At 70.2% G+C, this 20,183-nt stretch carries 17 protein-coding genes; 7 read left to right on the top strand and 10 right to left on the bottom strand.

What is annotated here, in order from left to right:
• The coding region (locus tag VFB40_RS21805) for an NCS2 family permease (protein ID WP_324853561.1) at window positions 1–1,312 on the top strand (1,312 nt) is incomplete at its 5' end.
• Between the two features lie 51 nt (window positions 1,313–1,363).
• Here VFB40_RS21805 and VFB40_RS21800 read toward each other — a convergent pair.
• From VFB40_RS21800 to VFB40_RS21785, 4 genes are all read right to left on the bottom strand, one after another.
• Window positions 1,364–1,789 carry a DUF6176 family protein gene (locus VFB40_RS21800; RefSeq protein ID WP_324853559.1) on the bottom strand — a complete coding sequence of 142 codons (426 nt, stop codon included), beginning with the start codon at window positions 1,787–1,789 and terminating at the stop codon, window positions 1,364–1,366.
• Window positions 1,790–2,032: 243 nt separating this feature from the next.
• The gene (locus VFB40_RS21795; protein ID WP_324853557.1) at window positions 2,033–2,758 is read right to left on the bottom strand and encodes an ester cyclase; all 726 of its coding nucleotides are present in this window, start codon (window positions 2,756–2,758) and stop codon (window positions 2,033–2,035) included.
• A 109-nt stretch (window positions 2,759–2,867) separates the two neighbouring features.
• Window positions 2,868–4,169 carry an RNA polymerase sigma factor gene (locus VFB40_RS21790; RefSeq protein ID WP_349261588.1) on the bottom strand — a complete coding sequence of 434 codons (1,302 nt, stop codon included), beginning with the start codon at window positions 4,167–4,169 and terminating at the stop codon, window positions 2,868–2,870.
• A gap of 141 nt (window positions 4,170–4,310) precedes the next feature.
• On the bottom strand, window positions 4,311–4,649 hold the full coding sequence (locus tag VFB40_RS21785; protein WP_324853553.1) for a YciI family protein: 339 nt from the start codon (window positions 4,647–4,649) through the stop codon (window positions 4,311–4,313).
• Window positions 4,650–4,913: 264 nt separating this feature from the next.
• Between VFB40_RS21785 and VFB40_RS21780 the strand changes: the two genes are divergently transcribed.
• Both VFB40_RS21780 and thpR read left to right on the top strand, forming a co-directional pair.
• The gene (locus VFB40_RS21780) at window positions 4,914–6,203 is read left to right on the top strand and encodes an MFS transporter (RefSeq protein ID WP_324853551.1); all 1,290 of its coding nucleotides are present in this window, start codon (window positions 4,914–4,916) and stop codon (window positions 6,201–6,203) included.
• 166 nt (window positions 6,204–6,369) lie between these two features.
• Entirely contained in the window at window positions 6,370–6,999 is a 630-nt protein-coding gene (gene thpR, locus VFB40_RS21775; protein WP_324853549.1) for an RNA 2',3'-cyclic phosphodiesterase, read from the top strand.
• 205 nt (window positions 7,000–7,204) lie between these two features.
• Here thpR and serC read toward each other — a convergent pair whose 3' ends face one another.
• Together serC and VFB40_RS21765 are read right to left on the bottom strand one after the other, a co-directional pair.
• The gene (gene serC / locus VFB40_RS21770) at window positions 7,205–8,323 is read right to left on the bottom strand and encodes a phosphoserine transaminase (RefSeq protein ID WP_324853547.1); all 1,119 of its coding nucleotides are present in this window, start codon (window positions 8,321–8,323) and stop codon (window positions 7,205–7,207) included.
• A 206-nt stretch (window positions 8,324–8,529) separates the two neighbouring features.
• A complete protein-coding gene (locus tag VFB40_RS21765) occupies window positions 8,530–9,633 on the bottom strand; it encodes a citrate synthase 2 (RefSeq protein WP_324853546.1) in 1,104 nt (367 codons plus the stop codon).
• 328 nt (window positions 9,634–9,961) lie between these two features.
• On the opposite strand from VFB40_RS21765, the gene pdxH reads away from it, so the two are divergent.
• Window positions 9,962–10,621 (top strand): pyridoxamine 5'-phosphate oxidase, encoded by a 660-nt coding sequence (pdxH, locus tag VFB40_RS21760; RefSeq protein WP_324853543.1) that lies wholly within the window; start codon window positions 9,962–9,964, stop codon window positions 10,619–10,621.
• Window positions 10,622–10,725: 104 nt separating this feature from the next.
• The gene (locus VFB40_RS21755) at window positions 10,726–11,439 is read left to right on the top strand and encodes an iron-dependent transcriptional repressor DtxR (RefSeq protein ID WP_324853541.1); all 714 of its coding nucleotides are present in this window, start codon (window positions 10,726–10,728) and stop codon (window positions 11,437–11,439) included.
• A 3-nt stretch (window positions 11,440–11,442) separates the two neighbouring features.
• Here the strand turns inward: VFB40_RS21755 and VFB40_RS21750 are convergent, their stop codons facing one another.
• Window positions 11,443–12,123, bottom strand: coding sequence for a bifunctional DNA primase/polymerase (locus VFB40_RS21750; RefSeq protein WP_324853539.1), 681 nt, complete (start codon window positions 12,121–12,123; stop codon window positions 11,443–11,445).
• Between the two features lie 265 nt (window positions 12,124–12,388).
• On the opposite strand from VFB40_RS21750, the gene VFB40_RS21745 reads away from it, so the two are divergent.
• Together VFB40_RS21745 and VFB40_RS21740 are read left to right on the top strand one after the other, a co-directional pair.
• The gene (locus tag VFB40_RS21745; protein ID WP_324853537.1) at window positions 12,389–13,804 is read left to right on the top strand and encodes an NsdA family TPR-like regulatory protein; all 1,416 of its coding nucleotides are present in this window, start codon (window positions 12,389–12,391) and stop codon (window positions 13,802–13,804) included.
• Window positions 13,805–14,160: 356 nt separating this feature from the next.
• Window positions 14,161–15,534 (top strand): chromosomal replication initiator protein DnaA, encoded by a 1,374-nt coding sequence (locus tag VFB40_RS21740; protein WP_324853535.1) that lies wholly within the window; start codon window positions 14,161–14,163, stop codon window positions 15,532–15,534.
• A gap of 70 nt (window positions 15,535–15,604) precedes the next feature.
• Here the strand turns inward: VFB40_RS21740 and VFB40_RS21735 are convergent, their stop codons facing one another.
• The 3 genes from VFB40_RS21735 to nirB form a co-directional block, all read right to left on the bottom strand.
• A complete protein-coding gene (locus VFB40_RS21735) occupies window positions 15,605–16,978 on the bottom strand; it encodes an MFS transporter (protein WP_324853533.1) in 1,374 nt (457 codons plus the stop codon).
• A gap of 203 nt (window positions 16,979–17,181) precedes the next feature.
• Entirely contained in the window at window positions 17,182–17,526 is a 345-nt protein-coding gene (gene nirD / locus VFB40_RS21730) for a nitrite reductase small subunit NirD (protein WP_324853531.1), read from the bottom strand.
• Window positions 17,523–20,183, bottom strand: coding sequence for a nitrite reductase large subunit NirB (nirB, locus tag VFB40_RS21725; RefSeq protein WP_324853529.1), 2,661 nt, complete (start codon window positions 20,181–20,183; stop codon window positions 17,523–17,525). The genes nirD and nirB overlap by 4 nt, the downstream gene beginning before the upstream one ends.

The following is a 20,183-nucleotide window of genomic DNA, read 5'->3' as shown; positions in this document are numbered from 1 at the left end:
CTACATCGTGGTGCTCAACCCGATCATCCTGGCCAGCGGCAAGGACCTCTACGGGCACACCCTCAACCTCGGCCAGCTCACCGCCGCCACGGCGGTCGTCGCCGGGGTGATGACGCTGATCATGGGCATCGGCGGAAACCTGCCGCTGGCCATCGCCGCAGGGCTCGGGCTCAACGGCGTGGTCGCGTTCACCATCGCGCCCACGATGTCCTGGCAGGACGCGATGGGCCTGGTGGTGCTCGAAGGCCTCGGCATCTGCCTGCTCGTCGTCACCGGCCTGCGCAAGCTGATCATGGACGCGATCCCGGTGCCGATGAAGAAGGCGATCGGCGTCGGCATCGGTCTGTTCATCGCACTGATCGGCCTGGTCGACGCCGGCTTCGTCACCCGCATCCCGGACGCCGCGCAGTCCACGGTGCCGGTCCAGCTCGGCAACAACGGCGAGCTGACCGGCTGGCCGATCCTGGTCTTCTGCGTCGGCGTGCTGGTGACGTTCGTGCTGCTGGTGCGGCGGATGCCCGGAGCGATCCTGATCTCCATCGTCGGCACCACGATCCTCGCGATCATCATCAACTACGCGGCGCACCTCAAGGCGGCGGACTGGGGCCTGATCCAGCCGAAGTGGCCGCACTCGGTGGTCTCCACCCCGGACTTCGGGCTGATCGGCCACGTCTCGCTGTTCGGCGGCTTCGTCCACGCCGGCGTGGTCACCGCGGTCGTGTTCATCTTCACCCTGATCCTGTCCGACTTCTTCGACGCGATGGGCACGATCGTCGGCGTCACCTCCGAGGCGGGTCTGCTCGACGAGCAGGGCAACGTGCCCAACATCGGCCGGGTCCTGTTCATCGACGGCCTCGCCGCAGCCGCCGGAGGCCTCGGCTCGGCCAGCTCCAACACCACCTTCGTCGAGTCGGCGGCCGGCGTCGGCGAGGGCGCCCGCACCGGCCTCGCCTCGATCGTGACCGGCGTTCTGCTCGGCCTGACCTCATTCCTCACCCCGCTGGCCACGGTCGTCCCGCAGCAGGCCGCGGCCCCCGCGCTGGTGGTCGTCGGCTTCCTGATGATGACTCAGATCAAGGACGTGCCCTGGGACGACTGGACGATCGCCGTCCCGGCCTTCCTCGCGATCACGCTCATGGCGTTCACCTACAGCATCACGGTGGGCATCGGGGCATCGGTCATCGCCTTCGTTCTGGTGAAGACGGCGGCCGGCAAGATCCGCGAGGTCAGCCCGCTGCTCTGGATCGTCGGCGCGCTGTTCGTGGCCTACTTCGCGCTGAACCCGATCCAGCAGGCCCTCAACGTGAAGTGAGCTAGGAGGGGAGTTGGTCCGGTGTCCCGTTCAGCGGGACACCGGACCCTGCTAGCCGTGGGGCCGGCCCCTGTCCGGGACGCTCGATTCGCCGCGCAGCGCCCAGGCGAGCACCGCCTCGCGGACCGGATCCGGGAGCATCAGGACCTGCGGTTCGGCCTCCACCCAGCCGGGCTCCTTGGTGCGCATGGCCTGCTCCACGTGGTCGCGGTCGATGGGAAGGTCGAGATCCAGTCCCGCGCCGCCCTCGCCCTTCACGCAGACCCAGTAGAGGTAGTCCGCACCGTCTTCCTGGAGGCGGAAGACGATCTCGATCGCCATCCGTTCGCGGTCCAGGGTGGCGACGCACTCGTCGATCCGGTCGTTGAGCATGCGCATCCACCGGTCCGCCTCCGCCTGCGCGCCCGGCTTCACCTTGGCCCGGGACAGCTCCACGATTAGGCCGGGCGGGATGCTTGCCGGGCGTTCGGTGTCCATGGCGCGGCAGTCTGCCAGGGCAGGGGGACTGTGGCTTCGAATTTATCCGGGTGCCCGCGGCTGCTTGTCGGCTGGGAGCTGGCAGGGCTGACACGGCGTCAGCTGGAAAGCGAAACGGCCGGGATCGGCCCGGGTGAATGCAGTCGTGTCCACCCGGACCGGTCCCGCCCTCTCGTCGGCCTCCACTGGCGTTGCAGTGCCCACCCCGGCCGACGTATTCGCTGTGGTCTTCGGTCCGCCCGCTCAGCCGGACCCGGCCATCGGCGGCTGCATATGGCCGAGCTGGATCATCATGCTCATCGAGTCGTAGTAGATGTCCCCGGCGGCGATGCGGCCGCTCGCGTCGAAGCGCAGCACCTCGCACATGCCGAGGTCCATGCGGTGGCCCGTGGCCGGCAGATTGGCCATCGGGCCGTTGTTCGTGCCGCGGCCCTGGAAGGTGGCGACGCAGTGGTCGCCCCCGTCGATGTACCTGGCCTCCTCGACGGCGGCGTCCGGGAAGGCGTTGATCCAGTCCTGCAGCCAGTCGATGAACTCCGCCGGGCCCTTCGTCGTCAGACCGCGGGCGTGGTCGGTGTACTCCGTGTCGGGGCGGAAGTGGCGGACCGCCTCGTGCAGGTCCCGGCCGTTGAACGCGGCATGCGCGGAGCGGTGGATGTTGGCCAGATCCATCCGGTTGCCGGACATCGCGGTGCCCGCGGCCGAGTCGTGTACCTGCGCGATCTCGGGAACGCCGGGGCTCAGGCCGAGCTCCTGCATGATCGGGCCGACGGTCGCGGCGAACCGGTCGAGGTCCTCCCGGCTCTCCCACACGTCGAACACGCGCAGATCGTCCGGCTCGCCATAGCAGACGTGGTAGATCAGCCCGGACGGGTCACCCGCTCCCGCCTGCTCGAGCTGAATGCCCGCCTGCTCGTAGGCTTCGGCGCTCATCGCCGGCGTCGGGTTGACGCGGATCACGAAGGCCATTGACCGGCCCCCCTCGAGATCGAAATTCGGTTCGGCGTCCCCGTCCTGACCTGCTATATGCCAGCACCGCGGCCGGTGGGTCACAAGGGTCCATCCAGGTGACCAGCCGTCACTCTTCGTAGCTGTCGGCCGAATCCCCGAGCCGCTCCTCGGCGCCGAGTTCGCGCAGCTTCCGCAGCAGGAATTCGCGCTCTGCGCCGCCCTCGGTGAGGGACAGGGCCGCCCGGTACTCGGCGACGGCTTCGTCGGTGCGACCGAGCCGCCGCAGCAGATCGGCCTTCGCCGCCGGGAGGTAGCGGTAACCGGCGAGGCCAGTGGACCTGCCCGCGCCGCCGAAGCCGTGTTGTTCCAGCTCTGCGATCTCGGCGAGCGCGGCCTCGGCGCCGTAGACCATCGAACGGGCGGCGGCGCGGTTGAGCGCCACCACCGGGGACGGCCAGACGCGCATGAGCACGTCGTAGAGCTCGACGATCTGGGACCAGTCCGTCTCCTGATACGTCTTCGCCTCGGCGTGCAGCGCCGCGATCGCCGCTTGGAGCGCGTATCTGCCGGGGCGTCCGCCGCGCAGCGCCTGCGGGATCAGACTCATGCCTTCCTCGATCTGCTCCCGATTCCACAGGCCGCGATCCTGATATTCGAGCAGGACGAGCCGTCCCTGCTCGTCGGTCCTGGCCCTCGTGCGGGAATCAGTGAGCAGCATCAGGGCCAGCAGGCCACGTACTTCGCGCTCGTCGGGCATCAGCACTCGCAGCATCCGGGCCAGGTCGATCGCGCACGCCACGAGGTCGCGCTGCATCAGGTCCGTGCCGGTCGGGTCGGTGTGGCCTGTCGTATATACGAGATGGATGACGGCCAGCACCGCGCGTAACCGGTCGGGCAGTTCGGTCGCCTCGGGCACGCGGTACGGGATGCGGGCCGCCGCGATCTTCTTCTTCGCCCTGGTCACCCGCGCCGCCATGGTCGCTTCCGAGACCAGGAACGCCTGCGCGATCTGCGGCGTCGTCAGGCCGCAGACCAGGCGCAGGGTAAGGGCGATCTGCGCTTCGGGGGCGAGGGCGGGGTGGCAGCAGGTGAAGATCAGGCGCAGGCGGTCGTCGGGGACAGGGGGAGCTGAGCCCGCCGATGCGAGACACGCGCCGAGCGCCGCGAACGGGTCGGGCGGGGCGAACGAGGAGTCGAGGCCTTCATTCGCCGGCTCGGGGTCGATGAGCAGGGGCAGCTTGTCGCGCAGGGTGCGTTGGCGACGGCAGATGTCGAGCGCGCGGCGGCGTGCCGTGGTGGTGAGCCACGCCCCGGGGCTGTTCGGCACGCCCTGCTTCGTCCACGCGTCGAGCGCCGCGAGGTAAGCGTCCTGCACGCACTCCTCGGCCAGATCGAGGTCCCCGGCGACGCGCGCCGTCGCGGCGAGCACGTAGGCCCACTCGCGGCGGTGCGCGTCGGCGACCGCGTCCCGGGCCTCGGCGGCGGCGGCCTCGGAAGGGTCCGGGTCGTGCCGCGCGAGGCCCGGGTCCGGAGGCGCGTCCCGCCGCGCTCGCCGGTCCGGAGTCATCCGCTAGAAGACCATGATCGGCCGGACCTCGACGCCGCCCTTGAGCACCGGGACCAGCTTCGCGATCGCCAGCGCCTGGTCCAGGTCGGCCGCCTCGACCAGGTAGTAGCCGCCGAGCGCCTCCTTCGTCTCGGCGAACGGGCCGTCGGTCACCACGTCGCCGCGCACGGAGGTGGCGGTGCTGGTGGGCTGCAGCGCGTTGCTGTTGACGATCTTGCCGCCCAGTTCGACGCACTGTTCCTGGAAGCGGCCGTGCGCCTTGAGCATCCGGTCGTACTCCTCCGGGGACGCGGCGGCCCACGCGGCCTCGTCGTCGAACAGCAGGATCATGTACTCGGCCATGACGGTGTCCTTTCACCTTTGGTTTTCGGCTCCGACACCAACTACGACGAACAGCATCCCGCGGAATCGACAACGGCGCGGCCGGGATCGCCAGACGACTTCGCGGACGACCGGCAGCTACCGACAGGTAAGGGGCGGCAGGCGGAATAACTCCTTGCTCCTTAGCGTAGCTAATGATATAGGCTCGAGGTTGGCGGGCCGTTCGCCTGCCCGCCACCGCACGGCCGCACCATCGCACCACCGCACAACACCAGGGGGTCGCCCTTGAGCGCGCGCAGCGCCGTCACCACCACTTTCCGCTCTCTCCGTATCCGCAACTACCGGCTCTTCGCCGCCGGACAACTCGTATCGAACACCGGTACCTGGATGCAGCGCATCGCCCAGGACTGGCTGGTGTTGGCGCTGACCCACAGCGGCATCGCGCTCGGCGTGGTCTCAGCGCTCCAGTTCCTGCCGATCCTGTTGTTCTCGGTCTGGGGCGGGGCCCTGGCCGACCGCTACCGCAAGCGCGTGATGCTGATGATCACGCAGAGCAGCATGGGTCTGCTCTCCGCCGCGCTCGCCGTGCTGACGCTCTCCGGCGCGGTCACCGTCTGGCAGATATACGCCTTCGCCCTCGCGCTCGGCATGGTCACCGCGCTGGACACCCCGGCCCGCCAGTCCTTCGTGGTCGAGATGGTCGGCCCGGACCAGCTGCAGAACGCGGTCTCGCTGAACTCGGCGAACTTCAACCTGGCCCGGATCGTCGGCCCGGCGGTGGCCGGTGTGATGATCGGGCTGTTCCGCTCCGAGGTCACCGGTAGCGGCTGGGTGTTCCTGATCAACGCCGTGTCGTATGCCGCGGTCGTTTCCAGCCTCGTCGCGATCCGGGCGCGCGAACTGCGGCCGGCCAAGCCGATCGAGCGGCGCCGCGGCCAGCAGATCGAGGGCTTCCGGTACCTGCGCACCCGGCCCGACCTGCTCGCCGTGCTGGGCACCGTGCTGACCTTCGGCACCTTCGGGCTCAACTTCCCGGTGCTGCTGCCGCTGTTCACCACGCGCGTCTTCCACTCCGGCGCCTCGGCCTACGGGCTGCTGTCCGCGATCATGGCGGTCGGTTCGCTGACCGGCGCGCTGCTCGCGGCCCGGCGCGGGACCGCACGGATCCGGCTGGTGCTCGGCGGCGCGATCGCGTTCGGCGTGCTGGAGGCGATCTCCGCGGCCATGCCGGACTTCGCGGCCTTCGCGCTGCTGCTCCTGCTCACCGGAACGGCCGGGCTCACCGTGGCGACTACAGCCAACGCGGTAATGCAGACCTCGGTGACACCGCAACTGCGCGGCCGGGTGATGGGCGTGTACCTGCTCGTATTCATGGGCGGCACGCCGATCGGATCGCCGCTGGTCGGCTGGATGGCCGGATCGCTCGGAGTGCGCTGGACGCTGGCCCTGTGCGGCGTGGCCACCGCACTTTCCGCGGTCACCGCGGCTTATGCGCTCGCTTGGCGCACCGACCGGAGAATCATGGCCAGCGTGACCAGCCGTCCGCATCTCGCAGTCGTGCCGCGTACCGCATAATCAGGTTCTTCGATCCGCTTGGGCCTTACGCGCCGGTAGGCTACCGCCGCCGGCGCGGGGCGCGGCCCGCCGGGAATGCCGCCCCGCCGCCGCGATCATGTTCGAAGAGGCATGATGGGTCGAGCGGCCCTGTCGAAGGTGACAGAGCCCCGGACCGGAGGTCTTGATGCGGCTGTTCGTCGCGGTGATCCCGCCGCGCCCCGTCGTGCTCGAACTGCGCGCCGCATTGACCACGCTTCCGCACGGCGACCCGGCACTGCGCTGGTGCCGGCCCGAGACCTGGCACGTCACGCTCGCGTTTCTCGGCGACGTGCCCGAGGACGCGCTGGACGACCTCAAGGAACGGCTCGGCCGGGCCGCCGCGCGCAACACCCCGATGGAGCTGGCGCTGGCCGGCGGCGGGCACTTCGGCGGACGCACCCTGTGGACCGGGGTGCAGGGCGACCGCGACCGGCTCGGCCGGCTCGCCGAATCGGTCAACAGCGTCGCCCGGCGCTGCCACATCAAGGTGGACGAGCGGCCGTTCCGGCCACACCTGACCCTGGCCCGCGTGCGCGATTCCGGGAACGGCAACCACAAGACGCAGGGGCACGGACAGGGCAATGGCAGCGGACACGGCGGCCACGGGCACAGTCACGGTGGGGAGGGGCTGCCGGACCTGCAGCCTTACGTGGACCGCATGGCCGCGTTCCGCACACCGCGTTGGTTGGTCGGCGAGATCGACCTGTTCAACGTCGTCGACGATCCGCTCAAGCGGTACGAGCGCATCGGGCGCTGGGCGCTGACGGGGCGGTAGGCGCCAGCTCTGGCAGCCGGGGTACCTAGACTGGCGGGGTGGACCCGCGCATCAGAACCAGAATCGTCACGGCCGCCTTCGTCGCCCTGATCATCCTGGTCATCGTCGGCTCCGTGCTCCGGCATTAGGGAAAGCCTCCCGGCAACACACCGCGGACCGGCCACAAGGCCGGTCCGCGGGCGCGTTAAGCCGTCAGGCAGCGGTCTTACAGCCGCTCCACCACGTAGTCGATGCACGCGGTCAGCGCCTCGACGTCGGCCGGCTCGATCGCGGCGAACATCGCGATGCGCAGCTGGTTGCGGCCCAGCTTGCGGTACGAGTCCGTGTCCACGATCCCGTTCGCCCGCAGCGCCTTGGAGACCGCGACCGCGTCGATCGAGTCGGCCAGGTCGATCGTGCCGACCACCTGCGAGCGCTGCGCCGGGTCCGCGACGTACGGCGTGGCGTACTCGGACTTCTCCGCCCAGGCGTACAGCCGGGAGGCCGAGTCCGCGGTGCGCGCGGCCGCCCAGTCAAGGCCGCCGTTGCCGTTCAGCCAGTCCAGCTGCTCGGCCAGCAGGAAGAGGGTGGCGATCGCCGGGGTGTTGTAGGTCTGGTCCTTCGCGGAGTTGTCGATCGCGGTCGGCAGGTCGAAGAACGCCGGCACGTAGCGCCCGGAGCCGGAGATCTCCTCGACGCGGGCGAGCGCGCCCGGGGAGAACAGCCCGACCCACAGACCGCCGTCCGAGCCGAGGTTCTTCTGCGGAGCGAAGTAGTAGACGTCGGTCTCGGTCACGTCCACCGGCAGGCCGCCGGCCGCCGAGGTCGCGTCCACGAGCACCAGTGCGTCCTCGTTCGCGCCCGCCACCCGCTTGATCGGCATGGCCACGCCGGTGGAGGTCTCGTTGTGGGTGAGCGCGTACACGTCGACGTCGGCGGCCGCGACCGGCAGCGGGTGCGTGCCCGGCTCGGACTTGACCACCTGCGGCTCGGCCAGCCAGGGCGCGGCCTTGGCGGCGGCGGCGAACTTCGAGGAGAACTCGCCGAAGCTCAGGTGCTGGGACTTCTCCCGGATCAGCCCGAAGGCGGCGATGTCCCAGAAGGCGGTCGAGCCGCCGTTGCCCAGGACGACCTGGTAGCCCTCCGGCGCGCTGAACAGCTCGGCGACGCCTTCACGCACCCGGCGCACCAGGTTCTTGACCGGGGCCTGCCGGTGCGAGGTGCCGAGCAGCGCGGGACCCTGCGCGGCCAGCGCGGAAAGGGCTTCGGGACGGACCTTGGACGGACCGCAGCCGAAGCGGCCGTCGACGGGCTTGAGTTCGGCGGGGATCTGGATTTCCGACACGGTGCGTGCCTCCGGCGATCTGATTCCGTACCGCCGACACGGCCGCGCCGGCGGGGACAGCTGAGCAATCAAACACAGCATCCCGACCCGGGCGTCGTCGTCCGAGAACGTGAAGGAGAGGTTACCGGAAACACACGGTGCCCGGTTAGACCCTGAACGGGTTAACCGGGCACCGATCTGCCTGCGCTTTTTACCTGACTGTCCGCTTAGTGGACGATCATGGTGTCGAAGCCCTCGATGTCGTGCACCTTGCGCTGCGCCGGGCCGATGTAACGGGCCGCCGGGCGCACCAGGCGGCCGGTGCGCTTCTGCTCCAGGATGTGCGCCGACCAGCCGGCGGTGCGGGCGCAGGTGAACATCGAGGTGAACATGTTGGCCGGGACCTCGGCGAAATCCAGCACGATCGCCGCCCAGAACTCGACGTTGGTCTCCAGCACCCGGTCCGGGCGGCGGTTGCGCAGCTCCTCGAGAGCTGCCTGCTCCAGCGCCGCCGCGATCTCGTAGCGCGGGGCGCCGAGCTCGCGGGCGGTGCGCCGCAGCACCCGGGCGCGCGGGTCCTCGGCCCGGTAGACCCGGTGGCCGAAGCCCATCAGCCGCTCGCCGCGGTCCAGCACGCTCTTGACGTACGCCTTGGCGTCGCCGTCGCGCTCGATCGCCTCGATCATGTGCAGCACGCGGGAGGGCGCGCCGCCGTGCAGCGGACCGGACATCGCGCCGACCGCTCCGGACAGCGCCGCGGCCACGTCGGCGCCGGTGGAGGCGATGACGCGGGCGGTGAAGGTGGAGGCGTTCATGCCGTGCTCGGCCGCCGAGGTCCAGTACGCGTCGATCGCCTCGACGTGCTTGGGGTCCGGCTCGCCGCGCCAGCGGATCATGAAGCGCTCGACGATGGTCTGCGCCTTGTCGATCTCCCGCTGCGGGACCATCGGCTTGTCTATTCCGCGGGCCGACTGGGCCACGAAGGACAGCGCCATGACGGCGGCCCTGGCCAGGTCGTCGCGAGCCTGCGTGTCGGTGATGTCGTGCAGCGGCTTGAGGCCCCAGACCGGGGCGAGCATCGCGAGCGCGGACTGCACGTCCACCCGGATGTCACCGGAGTGGATCGGGATCGGGAACGGCTCGGCCGGCGGCAGGCCGGGGTTGAACTTCCCGTCGACCAGCAGGCCCCAGACGTTACCGAAGGTCACGTGCCCGACCAGGTCCTCGATGTCGACGCCGCGGTACCGGAGGGCGCCGCCGTCCTTGTCAGGTTCGGCGATCTCCGTCTCGAAGGCGACGACGCCCTCGAGACCGGGTACGAAGTCGGGCATCCTGTTGCTCCCTTGCTGTGGCAAACGTCCTTCGTGGGGGTAGTCCGCGCTGCCGGTCGGCTGCGCGGGCCGTACAAGGGACGGCGGTGAGCGCTCCCTTGCACTCTGTGACTTTCACGCGTTGAACGGGTGTTCCTCCCTTGGAGGTTCCCGCCAAGCGGGGCCGCCTACCTATATTGGACCGCTACAACTTCGGAACGGAAATCGGCGCAAGCCCAGCGTTCCCGCATAAGGTATAGACCATTGCGGGCCCGTTTCAGGGCGCGGCGGCCCGGCGACCCTTACCGCCGTCGGCGCCGTGACCTTTTCCGCGCGATGACCGGGGACAATGGACACCGTGGACCTAGCCAATCTGCGCCGCGAATACTCCGACCGCGGCATCGGGGTGACCGACTTCACAGCGGATCCCATCGAGCAATTCGCCCGCTGGTTCGCTGAGCTCGACAAGGCCGTCCCAAAATCGGACACGCCGTGGTTCGAACCGAACGCGACCGTGCTTTCCACCGCCGACGCCGAGGGCCGGCCGTCCGCCCGCACGGTGCTGCTGAAGCGGTACGGGCCGGACGGCTTCACCGTTTTCACCAACTACCGATCGCGCAAGGCCCGGGATGTGGCGGCCAATCCGGCGGCATGCCTGCTGTTCCCCTGGGCCCCGCTGGCCCGGCAGGTGATCGTCACCGGCGCGATGACGCGCTCGCCGGAGGCCGAGAGCGACGCGTACTTCGCGACGAGGCCGCGCGGGGCGCAGCTCGGGGCCTGGGCGAGCGAGCAGTCGAGTGCGATCCCGGACCGCGACTGGCTCGATGCGCGCTACGAGCGGTTCGATCGCGAGTTCCCCGACGCCGTGCCGAGGCCGCCGCACTGGGGCGGCCTGCTGCTGGTGCCGGAGACCGTCGAGTTCTGGCAGGGCAGGGCGAGCCGGCTGCACGACCGCCTGCGCTACGTGCGCGAGGGCGGCAAGTGGCGGATCGAGCGACTCAGCCCCTGACCTGCCCGGCGCGGCTCACTGGCTGATACGAGCGCTTGGATTGTCCGCCGGGTGAGTCACAATTGAGTGCACCCCATCATTCTCAAGGGCCGGAGCCGACGAGCGTGAGTGACCTGATCGACACCACGGAGATGTATCTGCGGACCATCTTCGAACTGGAAGAGGAAGGCATCGTCCCGCTGCGCGCCCGGATCGCCGAGCGGCTCGGGCAGAGCGGCCCCACGGTCAGTCAGACCGTGGCCCGGATGGCGCGTGACGGCCTGCTGACCGTGGAGGGCGACCGGCACCTTCAGCTTTCCGAGGCGGGCCGCGCCCACGCCACCCGGGTCATGCGGAAACACCGGCTCGCCGAGCGGCTGCTGGTGGACGTGATCGGCCTGGAGTGGGACGAGGTGCACGAGGAGGCGTGCCGCTGGGAGCACGTCATGAGCGAGACCGTGGAACGGCGGGTGCTCGCGCTGCTGGACAACCCGACGGTCTCACCGTACGGAAATCCGATTCCGGGCCTCGAGGAGCTGGACGCCTCGCTCAGCGCCCCCGACTTCCGGGCCGGCGGGCTGGTCTCGCTGCGCGAGGTGACGGACAAGCTGGCCGACGGCGAGCGCGCGGTGGTCGTGGTGCGCCGGATCGGCGAGCCGGTGCAGACCGACAACGAGGTCATGCACCGGCTGCGGCGGGTCGGGCTGCGGCCGGGGGCGGCGCTGGAGGTCACCCCGGCGGCCGGCGGAGTGCTGATCTCGTCGGCCGGCGAGGCGGCGGAGATCGAGTTGGAGCTCGCCGCGCACGTGTTCGTGGAAGGGCGCGCCGAGAACGGCTAGTAGTCAGCGGTGTAGGCCGCAGGCGTAGGCGAGCGGTGCCAGCACCTCTTCTACATCCGGCAGCCAGCGGTTCGTCTCGGACGGCCGCCGCACCCACTGCGCGTGGCCGATCGCGCCCATCCGCGAGGGCGGCGCGACGATGTAGTCCCCGGCGCCCCGGCAGGTCAGGTCCAGCGGGCTGCGGCCCCAACCCAGCGTCGCGAGCACCTTGACCATCTTCGTACGCGCATTCGGCAGCACGAAGAAGTACATCCGCCGATTCGGGGTCGCGGCGACCGGGCCGACGTTCGTCCCCGCGCGCTCCAGCCGGGCCAGGCCAAGGCAGCCCGCGGCCTCGGAGACCTCGAGCACGTCGAAGGTCCGGCCGGTGGGCAGCAGCACCGCTGCTTCTGGGTTGGCCGCCCACCACTCGTGCGCCTTGCTCGGCTGCCCGCTGATCCGTTTCTGCCAGTCGCGCTGCGCCGGATGCGTTCCGGGGGCCGGGCACTGCTCGAGGCCGCAGGAGCAGAACCAGCCGGCCTCGGAGCGGCGTACCGAAGTGCCCAGCGCGATCTCCCAGTGCCGGTCCTCGATGTACTCGAGCGCGGCGGCCAGCAGGCTCAGCGAGTCCCCGCTGCGGGCGGGGCCCGGCTGGGTCGGCACCGCGGCGGCGGTCCTGGGGGCGGCAGTGCGCGCGGTCGTCATCCTCGGCTCACAATCGTCTCGGTGGCCGTCCCGTTGATCGGCTCCACACCGCCGTCCAACTCCTGACGAGCTGTCACGGTTACGGTCGTAATCACTGGACTTGTGGACGCTGACGCCCGCTTTACCGTGTCATGGCGTAGCGAATCAGGACTGCACCGTTACCCAGGGCTACCGCTCTCTTCGAATCGACGCTACTCTTCGCGACATATGCGCAGTTGGCTGCGATAAGACACTGCCTGTGTGGTCGAGGGAAGGGGAGACCCCGATGGCTGTTCGCACCGCCGCCGCGCGGCAACCGAATCAGCGGCTCGCCGCGTTGATTCACGAGGCCGCCTGCTCTAATGCCGGGCTGGCCCGCCGAGTCAACATGGTAGGCGCGGAGCACGGCCTCGACCTGCGATATGACAAAACGTCAGTGGCGCGTTGGCTGCGCGGCCAACAGCCGCGCGGGATGGCTCCGACCCTGATCGCCGAGGCGCTCGGCCGCAAGCTCGGCCGGCCGGTCACCGTCGAGGAGATCGGCATGGCGGACGGCCGCAACGGCTCCTCCAGCGTCGGGCTGCACTTCGCCCCCACGGTCCAGGCCGCCATCGAGGAGGCCACGGAGCTGTGGCGCGCCGATGTGAGCCACCGTGAGTTCCTGCTCGGGTCCTCATTCGCCGTGGCCGCGCTCATCGCGCCGAGCCGCGACTGGCTGATCACCCCGCCGGATCTCGAGGTCGCCAGGCCCCTGACGCTGGCCGGGCGCGGGCCGCGGGTCGGCCCCGGCGACGTATACGCGGTACGCGCCGCGACGAAGGCGTTCCGCGAGCTGGACCACCAGTTCGGGTCCGGATACGTGCGCTCGATCGTCGTGCACTACCTCGACGAGGTGGTCGGCGAGCTGCTGAACGGCGCCTACCCGGAACGCACCGGGCGCGCCCTGTTCGCCGCCGCCGCGCAGCTGACCGAGCTGGCCGGATACATGGCCGTGGACACCGGGCGGCATGGACTGGCCCAGCGCTACTACATCCAGGCGCTGCGGCTCTCGCAGGCGGCCGGCGACCGTGCCTACGGCGGCTATGTGCTGGCGGCAGGGATGAGCCACCTGGCCGGACAGCTCGGCTCCCCGCGCGAGATCACCCAGCTGGCCCGCGCGGCGCAGGAAGGAGCGCGCGAGCAGGCCACGGCGACGGCGCGGTCCATGTTCTACGCGGCCGAGGCGCGCGGTCACGCGGTACTCGGTGACGTGCGCTCCTGCGAGTCGGCGCTGCAGAAGGCGGCGGCCGAGATGGAGAAGGCCGAGCCGGAGAAGGACCCGGAGTGGATCGCGCACTTCACCCCGGCGTACCTGGCCGACGAGTTCGCGCACTGCTACCGGGATCTGGACCGGCCGCGTCAGGCCAAGGAGCACGCTGAGCGGGCGCTGGCCGCGCACGCGGAGCGGCATGTCCGCCGCCGCGCAGTCGACACGGTGATCATCGCGACGGCGTACGCGCAGGAGCGTGAGGTAGAAGCGGCCTGCGCGGCCGGTACCGCAGCGATCGACATGCTCGCGCAGCTACGGTCGCACCGCGGCGTTGAGTACCTGCACGACCTGGACCGGCGACTCGATCCGTATCAGGAGTCGGCGGCGGTACGCGGCTTCCGGGAGCGGCTAGGCCGACTCGCGGTGCGGCAGACGGCGGCCGCTGCGGCTTGAGGGCGTCCGAGCAAGGGCGATGGTGCGAATAGGGTAAAACGGACGCGTCGATCCGAGTGATCGCGCCGGGTCGACGGCGCGTCAGGTGACAGTGGACGCGCGCACGGTCGCGGATCGTGACCGTGCGCCGTCGCATCTGGCGGAACGCGGTTCGCGGGACCTCCCGGCGGGCGTATCCTGGGGCGTCCCGGTCTCGATTCCATGCCAAAGGGTGCGTGCCGGGCGACTCGACCTTGCCCGTGCGCGGTCGGTTTGGTTGGCTGAGGCGGTATTGGCTGACTCCGGCACGCGTAGGCGCCCCACGCGCCCGCCGCGACCAGCGAGCCAGTGCCGTTGCTTTGTGAGGATTGTGCGCCGTGTCCCAGTTGCCGGAAACGCCCGCCGCCGGATGGTCCGAGCAGGATTACGACCCCTCGGTCTACGGCAGGCCGGAGGAGGTGCCGCCCGCCCAGGGTGCGGTACCGCAGCAGGCTGCGCCTGAGCAGCCCGCAGCGCCGCAGTACGGACAGGCACAGACCGGTTGGCAGCAGGACACCGAGCCGGACTGGGGCGCCTCACAGCAGGGCTACCCGGGCCCGTCCGATTACGGAGCACAGAGCGGCTACGCGGGGCAGGGACAGGCGGGCTACGCGGCCCAGCCGGGCTACGGCGCGGGACAGGCCGAGCAGGCGATGATGATGCAGGACAGCGGCTCCGGGCTGCCGACCGAGTTCGACCACCTGTTCCGTGACTCCACCCCGGACAGCCGTCGCGCGATAGATCGCCAGAAGCCGATGATCGGCGGCGCCGCGCCCGGGTACCTGCAGGGCGCACAGCAGCAGCAACAGCAGCCGGCCGAGGCGGCGCCCGCGGCGGAGAACCCTGGCGCCGAGCAGCTGGCCGCGCCTCAGGGCGCCCCCTACCAGCAGTATCCGCAGCAGCAGGGCTTTCCCCAGGCCGAGCAGTACGAGAACGCGCAGTATCAGGGCGCTGGATACCCGAACGGCCAGTATCAGGACCCGCAGTATCAGGCCGCTCAGTTCCAGAGCGGCCAGTACGGCCAGCCGGCCGGCTACCCGCAGGACCAGATGGGCTACGGCGGTCCCGGCGGGTACGACGACGGCAGCGGGTACGGCGGCCCCGGCGGCGGCGGTCTGCGCAACCGCAAGGGCCTGATCATCGGGGGCGCGGTGGCGGTGGTGGCGGTGATCGGCATCATCGTCGCGGTGACCTCCAACGGCTCGTCGGGCAAGCCGCAGGCCGGCTCCGGCACCCCCACCGCGGTGGCGAGCAAGGCCAGCCCGAAGCAGCAGGCCGATCAGATCTACCAGCTGATCCAGCAGTCGGGGCAGCTGCGCTCGGACGCCAACACCGGCGTCGTCGACGTCAACGAGTGCAAGAACCTCGCCGACGCGCAGACGCTGCTTTCGGACACCGCGCAGAAGCGCCAGGCCCAGGCGGACAGCGTCGCGAAGATCGACGTCACCGGCATCCAGAACGGCACCGAGCTGGTCGACCAGCTCAAGGCGGCGTGGACCGCGTCGGCGCAGTACGACTCCGCGTACGCGCAGATCGCCGGGGACCTGCAGGGCAACTGCAAGACCAGCGCGGTGAAGAAGGACCCGAACTACAAGACGACCAACCAGCAGGCCGCCGCCGCCGACAACGCGAAGGCCCAGGCGGCGCAGCTGTGGAATGCCAACGTAGCCGCGCCGCTGGGCGAATCGCAGATCACTGAGGGAAGGCTGTAGCGGGCGGGCCGCCGGTCCGGGTTCGCCAGACCGCGCGGCGCCCTGCCGCAGGCTTGGGTTTTCGCGCCGCTCAGACGCCGGTGAGCCTGCGTGATCCAGGCCGCAGGTACACCGCCCAGGTCACTGCGAAGCAGAGCCCGTAGAAGGCGATGAAGCCGATGTACGCGGCGTTGCCGGACTTGTAGGTCAGGAAGGACTCGCGGAAGGCGAAGTTCACCAGCGCCCCGCCGAACGCCCCGGTCGCGGCGGCGATCCCGATCAGCGCGCCGGACATGCGCCGCGCCTCGCGCTGGGCCAGGGCCGCGTCCGCGCCGCCCTCGATCGCCGTGTCCGCCTTGGCGCGGAAGATCGCCGGGATCATCTTGTACGCCGAGCCGTTGCCGATGCCGCTGAACACGAACAGCAGGATGAACCCGGTGATGAACAGCGGCAGCGACTTCTGCTGCGAGGCGACGAACACCAGCACCGCGGACAGCGTCATCAGCACGAAGTTCCAGAAGGTCACCTTCGCGCCGCCGACCCGGTCGGCCAGCGCGCCGCCGACCGGGCGGATCAGCGAGCCGAGCAGCGGGCCGAGCCAGACGATGTCCGCGGCCTGCCGCGGGGTCCACTTGAACTGGACCTGCAGCACCTGGCCGAAGGCGAAGCTGAAGCCGATGAAGCTGCCGAAGGTGCCGATGTAGAGCAGCGACATGATCCAGGTGTGCGGGTCCTTGGTCGCGTCGCGCATGGCCCGCTTGTCGTTGCGCAGCTGAGTCAGATTGTTCATGAACAGCGCGGCGCACAGGGCCGCGATGACGACCAGCGGGATGTAGACGGCGAGGATCAGGCGCGGATGCGCGATCCCCGCGGTGGAGAGCACCAGCAGCCCGAGCAGCTGCACGACCGCGACGCCGATGTTCCCGCCGCCGGCGTTGAGGCCGAGCGCGGCGCCCTTGAGCCGTTCCGGGTAGAAGGCGTTGATGTTGGCCATGGAGGAGGCGAAGTTGCCGCCGCCGACCCCGGCCACCGCCGCGATGATCATCAGGGTGCTGTACGACACGCCCGGCTTGAGCACGAACGCGGCCAGGATGCACGGCACCAGCAGCAGGCTGGCGCTGAACACGGTCCAGTTGCGGCCGCCGAACTTGGCCACCGCGAAGGTGTACGGCAGCCGCAGCACCGATCCGACCACGGTGGGCACGGTGGTGAGGAAGAACTTGCCGGCCGGGTCGATGTGGTAGTTCGGCCCGAGGAAGAGCACGAACACGGACCACAGGCTCCACACCGAGAACCCGAGGTGCTCGGCGAAGATGGACAGGATCAGGTTGCGCCGGGCGGTGCGGGCGCCCTCACGCTCCCAGAACGCCATGTCCTCCGGATGCCAGTCGGTGATGGCGGCCCCGGGGCGGGGCGGGCTGATGACGGCGGTGCTGCCTGCTTCTGTCGATGTCTCGGCGCTCATCGTCGCCTCCTACGGCGTGGTGGGTGCGATGGGGGAGGTGCGGAGTCAACAGGTGGAGGGTTCCTGCTAGTGCCGACGCTAGGCACCCGGCGTTTCATCGATCTGCCAGGCAGCGGCGTGTGCGGTCAACTAGCCCGCACACGCCGCCAATCGGTTTGTGACATCGCTGTGGCGATTCGGCACCGCCCTTGGCCGGCACGGCGTCAGCGCTGCACCCAGACCAGGCCCCGGTATCGCCGCACCGGATAGGTGGGCAGCGCGACCGTCGGATCGTCCAGGCAGGTCCCGCTGCGCAGGTCGAAGACGTGCTTGTACATCGGCGAGGCGACGGTCGGAACGCCGTCGCGCGAGCCGGTGACGCCGCGCGAGATGACGTAGGCGCCCGAGTACGGGTCCCGGTTGCCGATCGCGTACAGCTCACCGGGCGTCGTGCGGAAGACCGCGATCTGGACGCCGTCGACCAGCGCCGCGACGCCGCGCCCCGGGGTCAGCTCGGCGTATCGACACACCGCGGTCCAGGTCCGCTGCTTGCCGGCGGTCACGGTCATGCTCCCACCTCCGCCGGGACCAGGCTGTCGGCGCCGTCGGGCCCGGCGGCCGCCTCGGCGAGCTCGTCGGCGGTGTCGCGGTCGGACTCAGGGTCTTGATCGAGCCCGCCGCCCGGCGGCGGCCCGATGGTCAGCAGCGGCTTGATCTGGCCGCGTTCGACCTCGAACTTGATCTCCGGGTCCGGGGTCTGCGGGGCGTTGACGAACGAGACGAAGCGGCGCAGCGTCTCCGGGTCCTCGATGGCCGCGCGCCACTCGTCGGCATAGCTCTCGACGTGCTGCGCCATCAGCCGGTCCAGTTCGGCGCACAGGCCCAGCGAGTCCTCCAGGATGACGGCCTTGAGGTGGTCGAGCCCGCCCTCCATCCGCTCGATCCAGGAGGCGGTGCGCTCGAGCCGGTCCGCGGTGCGGATGTAGAACATCAGGAACCTGTCGATGGTGCGGATCAGCTCCTCGGCGGACAGGTCCTTGGCGAACAGGTCGGCGTGCCGGGGCCGGAAGCCGCCGTTGCCGCCGACGTACAGGTTCCAGCCCTGCTCGGTCGCGATGACGCCGAAGTCCTTGCTCTGCGCCTCGGCGCATTCGCGGGCGCAGCCGGAGACCGCGGCCTTGAGCTTGTGCGGGGATCGCAGCCCTCGATAGCGCAGCTCCAGCTCGATGGCCATCTTCACCGACTCCTGCACGCCGTACCGGCACCACTCGGAGCCGACGCAGCTCTTGACCGTGCGCAGCGCCTTGCCGTAGGCGTGCCCTGATTCGAAACCGGCGTCGACGAGGCGGCGCCAGATCTGCGGCAGCTGCTCGACCCGCGCGCCGAACAGGTCGATGCGCTGGCCGCCGGTGATCTTCGTGTAGAGCCCGAAGTCCCTGGCCACCTCGCCGATCACGATCAGCTTCTCCGGGGTGATCTCGCCGCCGGGGATGCGCGGCACCACCGAGTAGCTGCCGTTGCGCTGGATGTTGGCCAGGAAGTGGTCGTTGGTGTCCTGCAGCGCGGCCTGCTCGCCGGCCAGGATGTGCTTGGCCGCGCCGTTGCGCTTGGCCGCGCCGAGCGTCCCGCCGAGCGAGGCCAGGATCGAGGCGACCGCGGGCTTGCAGACCTCGCAGCCGTCCGACTCGCCGTTGCCGTGCTCGGCCAGCAGCCGCGCGAACGAGTCGATCCCGGTGACCAGCACGATCTCGTAGAGCTCGGCGCGGCTCTGCTCGAAGTGCCGGCACAGCGCCTTCGAGGTCTGCACCCCGGCGGCCGAGAGCAGCTGGCCGAGCAGCGGCACGCAGGAGCCGCAGCCGGTGCCGGCCTTGGTGCAGCCCTTGATCGCGGCCACGTCGGCGCAGCCCTGCTCGTGGATCGCCGCGTTGATCGAGCCCTTAGTCACGTTGTGGCAGCTGCACACGGTGGCCGAGTCGGGCAGCGCGTCCGGTCCGAGGGCCGGTCCCGCGCCCGAGCCGGCCGGCAGCAGCAGCTGTTCCGGTGTCGCGGGAAGCGGCGCGTCGGTTCCGGCGAGCGGGCGCAGCGTCGCGTAAGCCGAGGCGTCGCCGACCAGGATGCCGCCGAGCAGCCTGCCGTCCTCGCCGATGACCAGCTTCTTGTAGAGCCCCGCGGTCGAGTCGCTGTAGAGGGCGGAGAGCGCGCCGGGCGTGCTGCCGAAGGCGTCGCCGAAGGAGGCCACCTCGACGCCGAGCAGCTTGAGCTTCGTGGACAGGTCGGCGCTGCGGAACGGTGACGGGTCAGAGCCGAGCAGGTGATCGGCGACCGTCTCAGCCATCGCATACCCCGGCGCGACGAGACCGTACACGCGGCCGTCCACAGCCTGTGCGCACTCGCCGATCGCGTAGATGGCCGGGTCCTCGGTGCGGCACAGCTCATCGACCCGAATGCCGCCGCGTTCGCCGACGGCGAGGCCGCACTCGCGGCCGAGCTGGTCGCGGGCCCGCACTCCGGCGGCGAACACCACCAGGTCGACCGGCAGGGCACTGAGGTCGTCGCCCTTCGCGAGTACGAGCGCGTATACCGCGCCGCCCTCGCCGATCTCCACGGCCTCGGTGCGCGTCGAGCAGTGCACCGTGACGCCGAGGTCGTTGATCCGCGACAGCAGCGCCTGGCCGCCGCCCTCGTCGACCTGCACGCCCATCAGCCGCGGGCCGAACTCGATCACGTGCGTTTCCAGGCCCATGGCCTGAAGCGCTCCGGCGGCCTCCAAGCCGAGCAGGCCGCCGCCGACCACCGCGCCGACCTTGCGGCCGGCCGCGAAGTCCTTGATCGCTTCGACGTCGTCGATCGTGCGGTACACGAACGCGCCGGTCGCGTCGTGGCCCGGAACCGGCGGCACGAACGGGTACGAGCCGGTCGCCAGAACCAAGTCGTCGTAGCGGAATTCGGCGCCGGAGGCGGTCAGGACGACCTTGCGCTCCCGGTCTATCGCGGTCACCGGATCGCCAAGCTTCAACTCGACGCCCGGCGGCGCGGGATAGGTCAGATCCGCAGGGTCCTTACCATCGAACAGAGCACTGAGATGCACTCGGTCATAGGCCTCACGCGGCTCCTCGCCGAGCACCGTGATCTGAACGGGCGTCGCGCTGTTTGCCGCACGCTCAGCCAACAGCTCAGCGCAGCGGTGCCCCACCATGCCATAGCCGACGATGACGATTTGCCGCAT

This window comes from Actinocrinis sp. (assembly GCF_035650855.1).
Lineage (GTDB): Bacteria > Actinomycetota > Actinomycetes > Streptomycetales > Catenulisporaceae > Actinocrinis.
The sequence above is the reverse complement of the archived record's forward strand: the minus strand, read 5'-3'. Positions and strand labels throughout refer to the sequence as shown.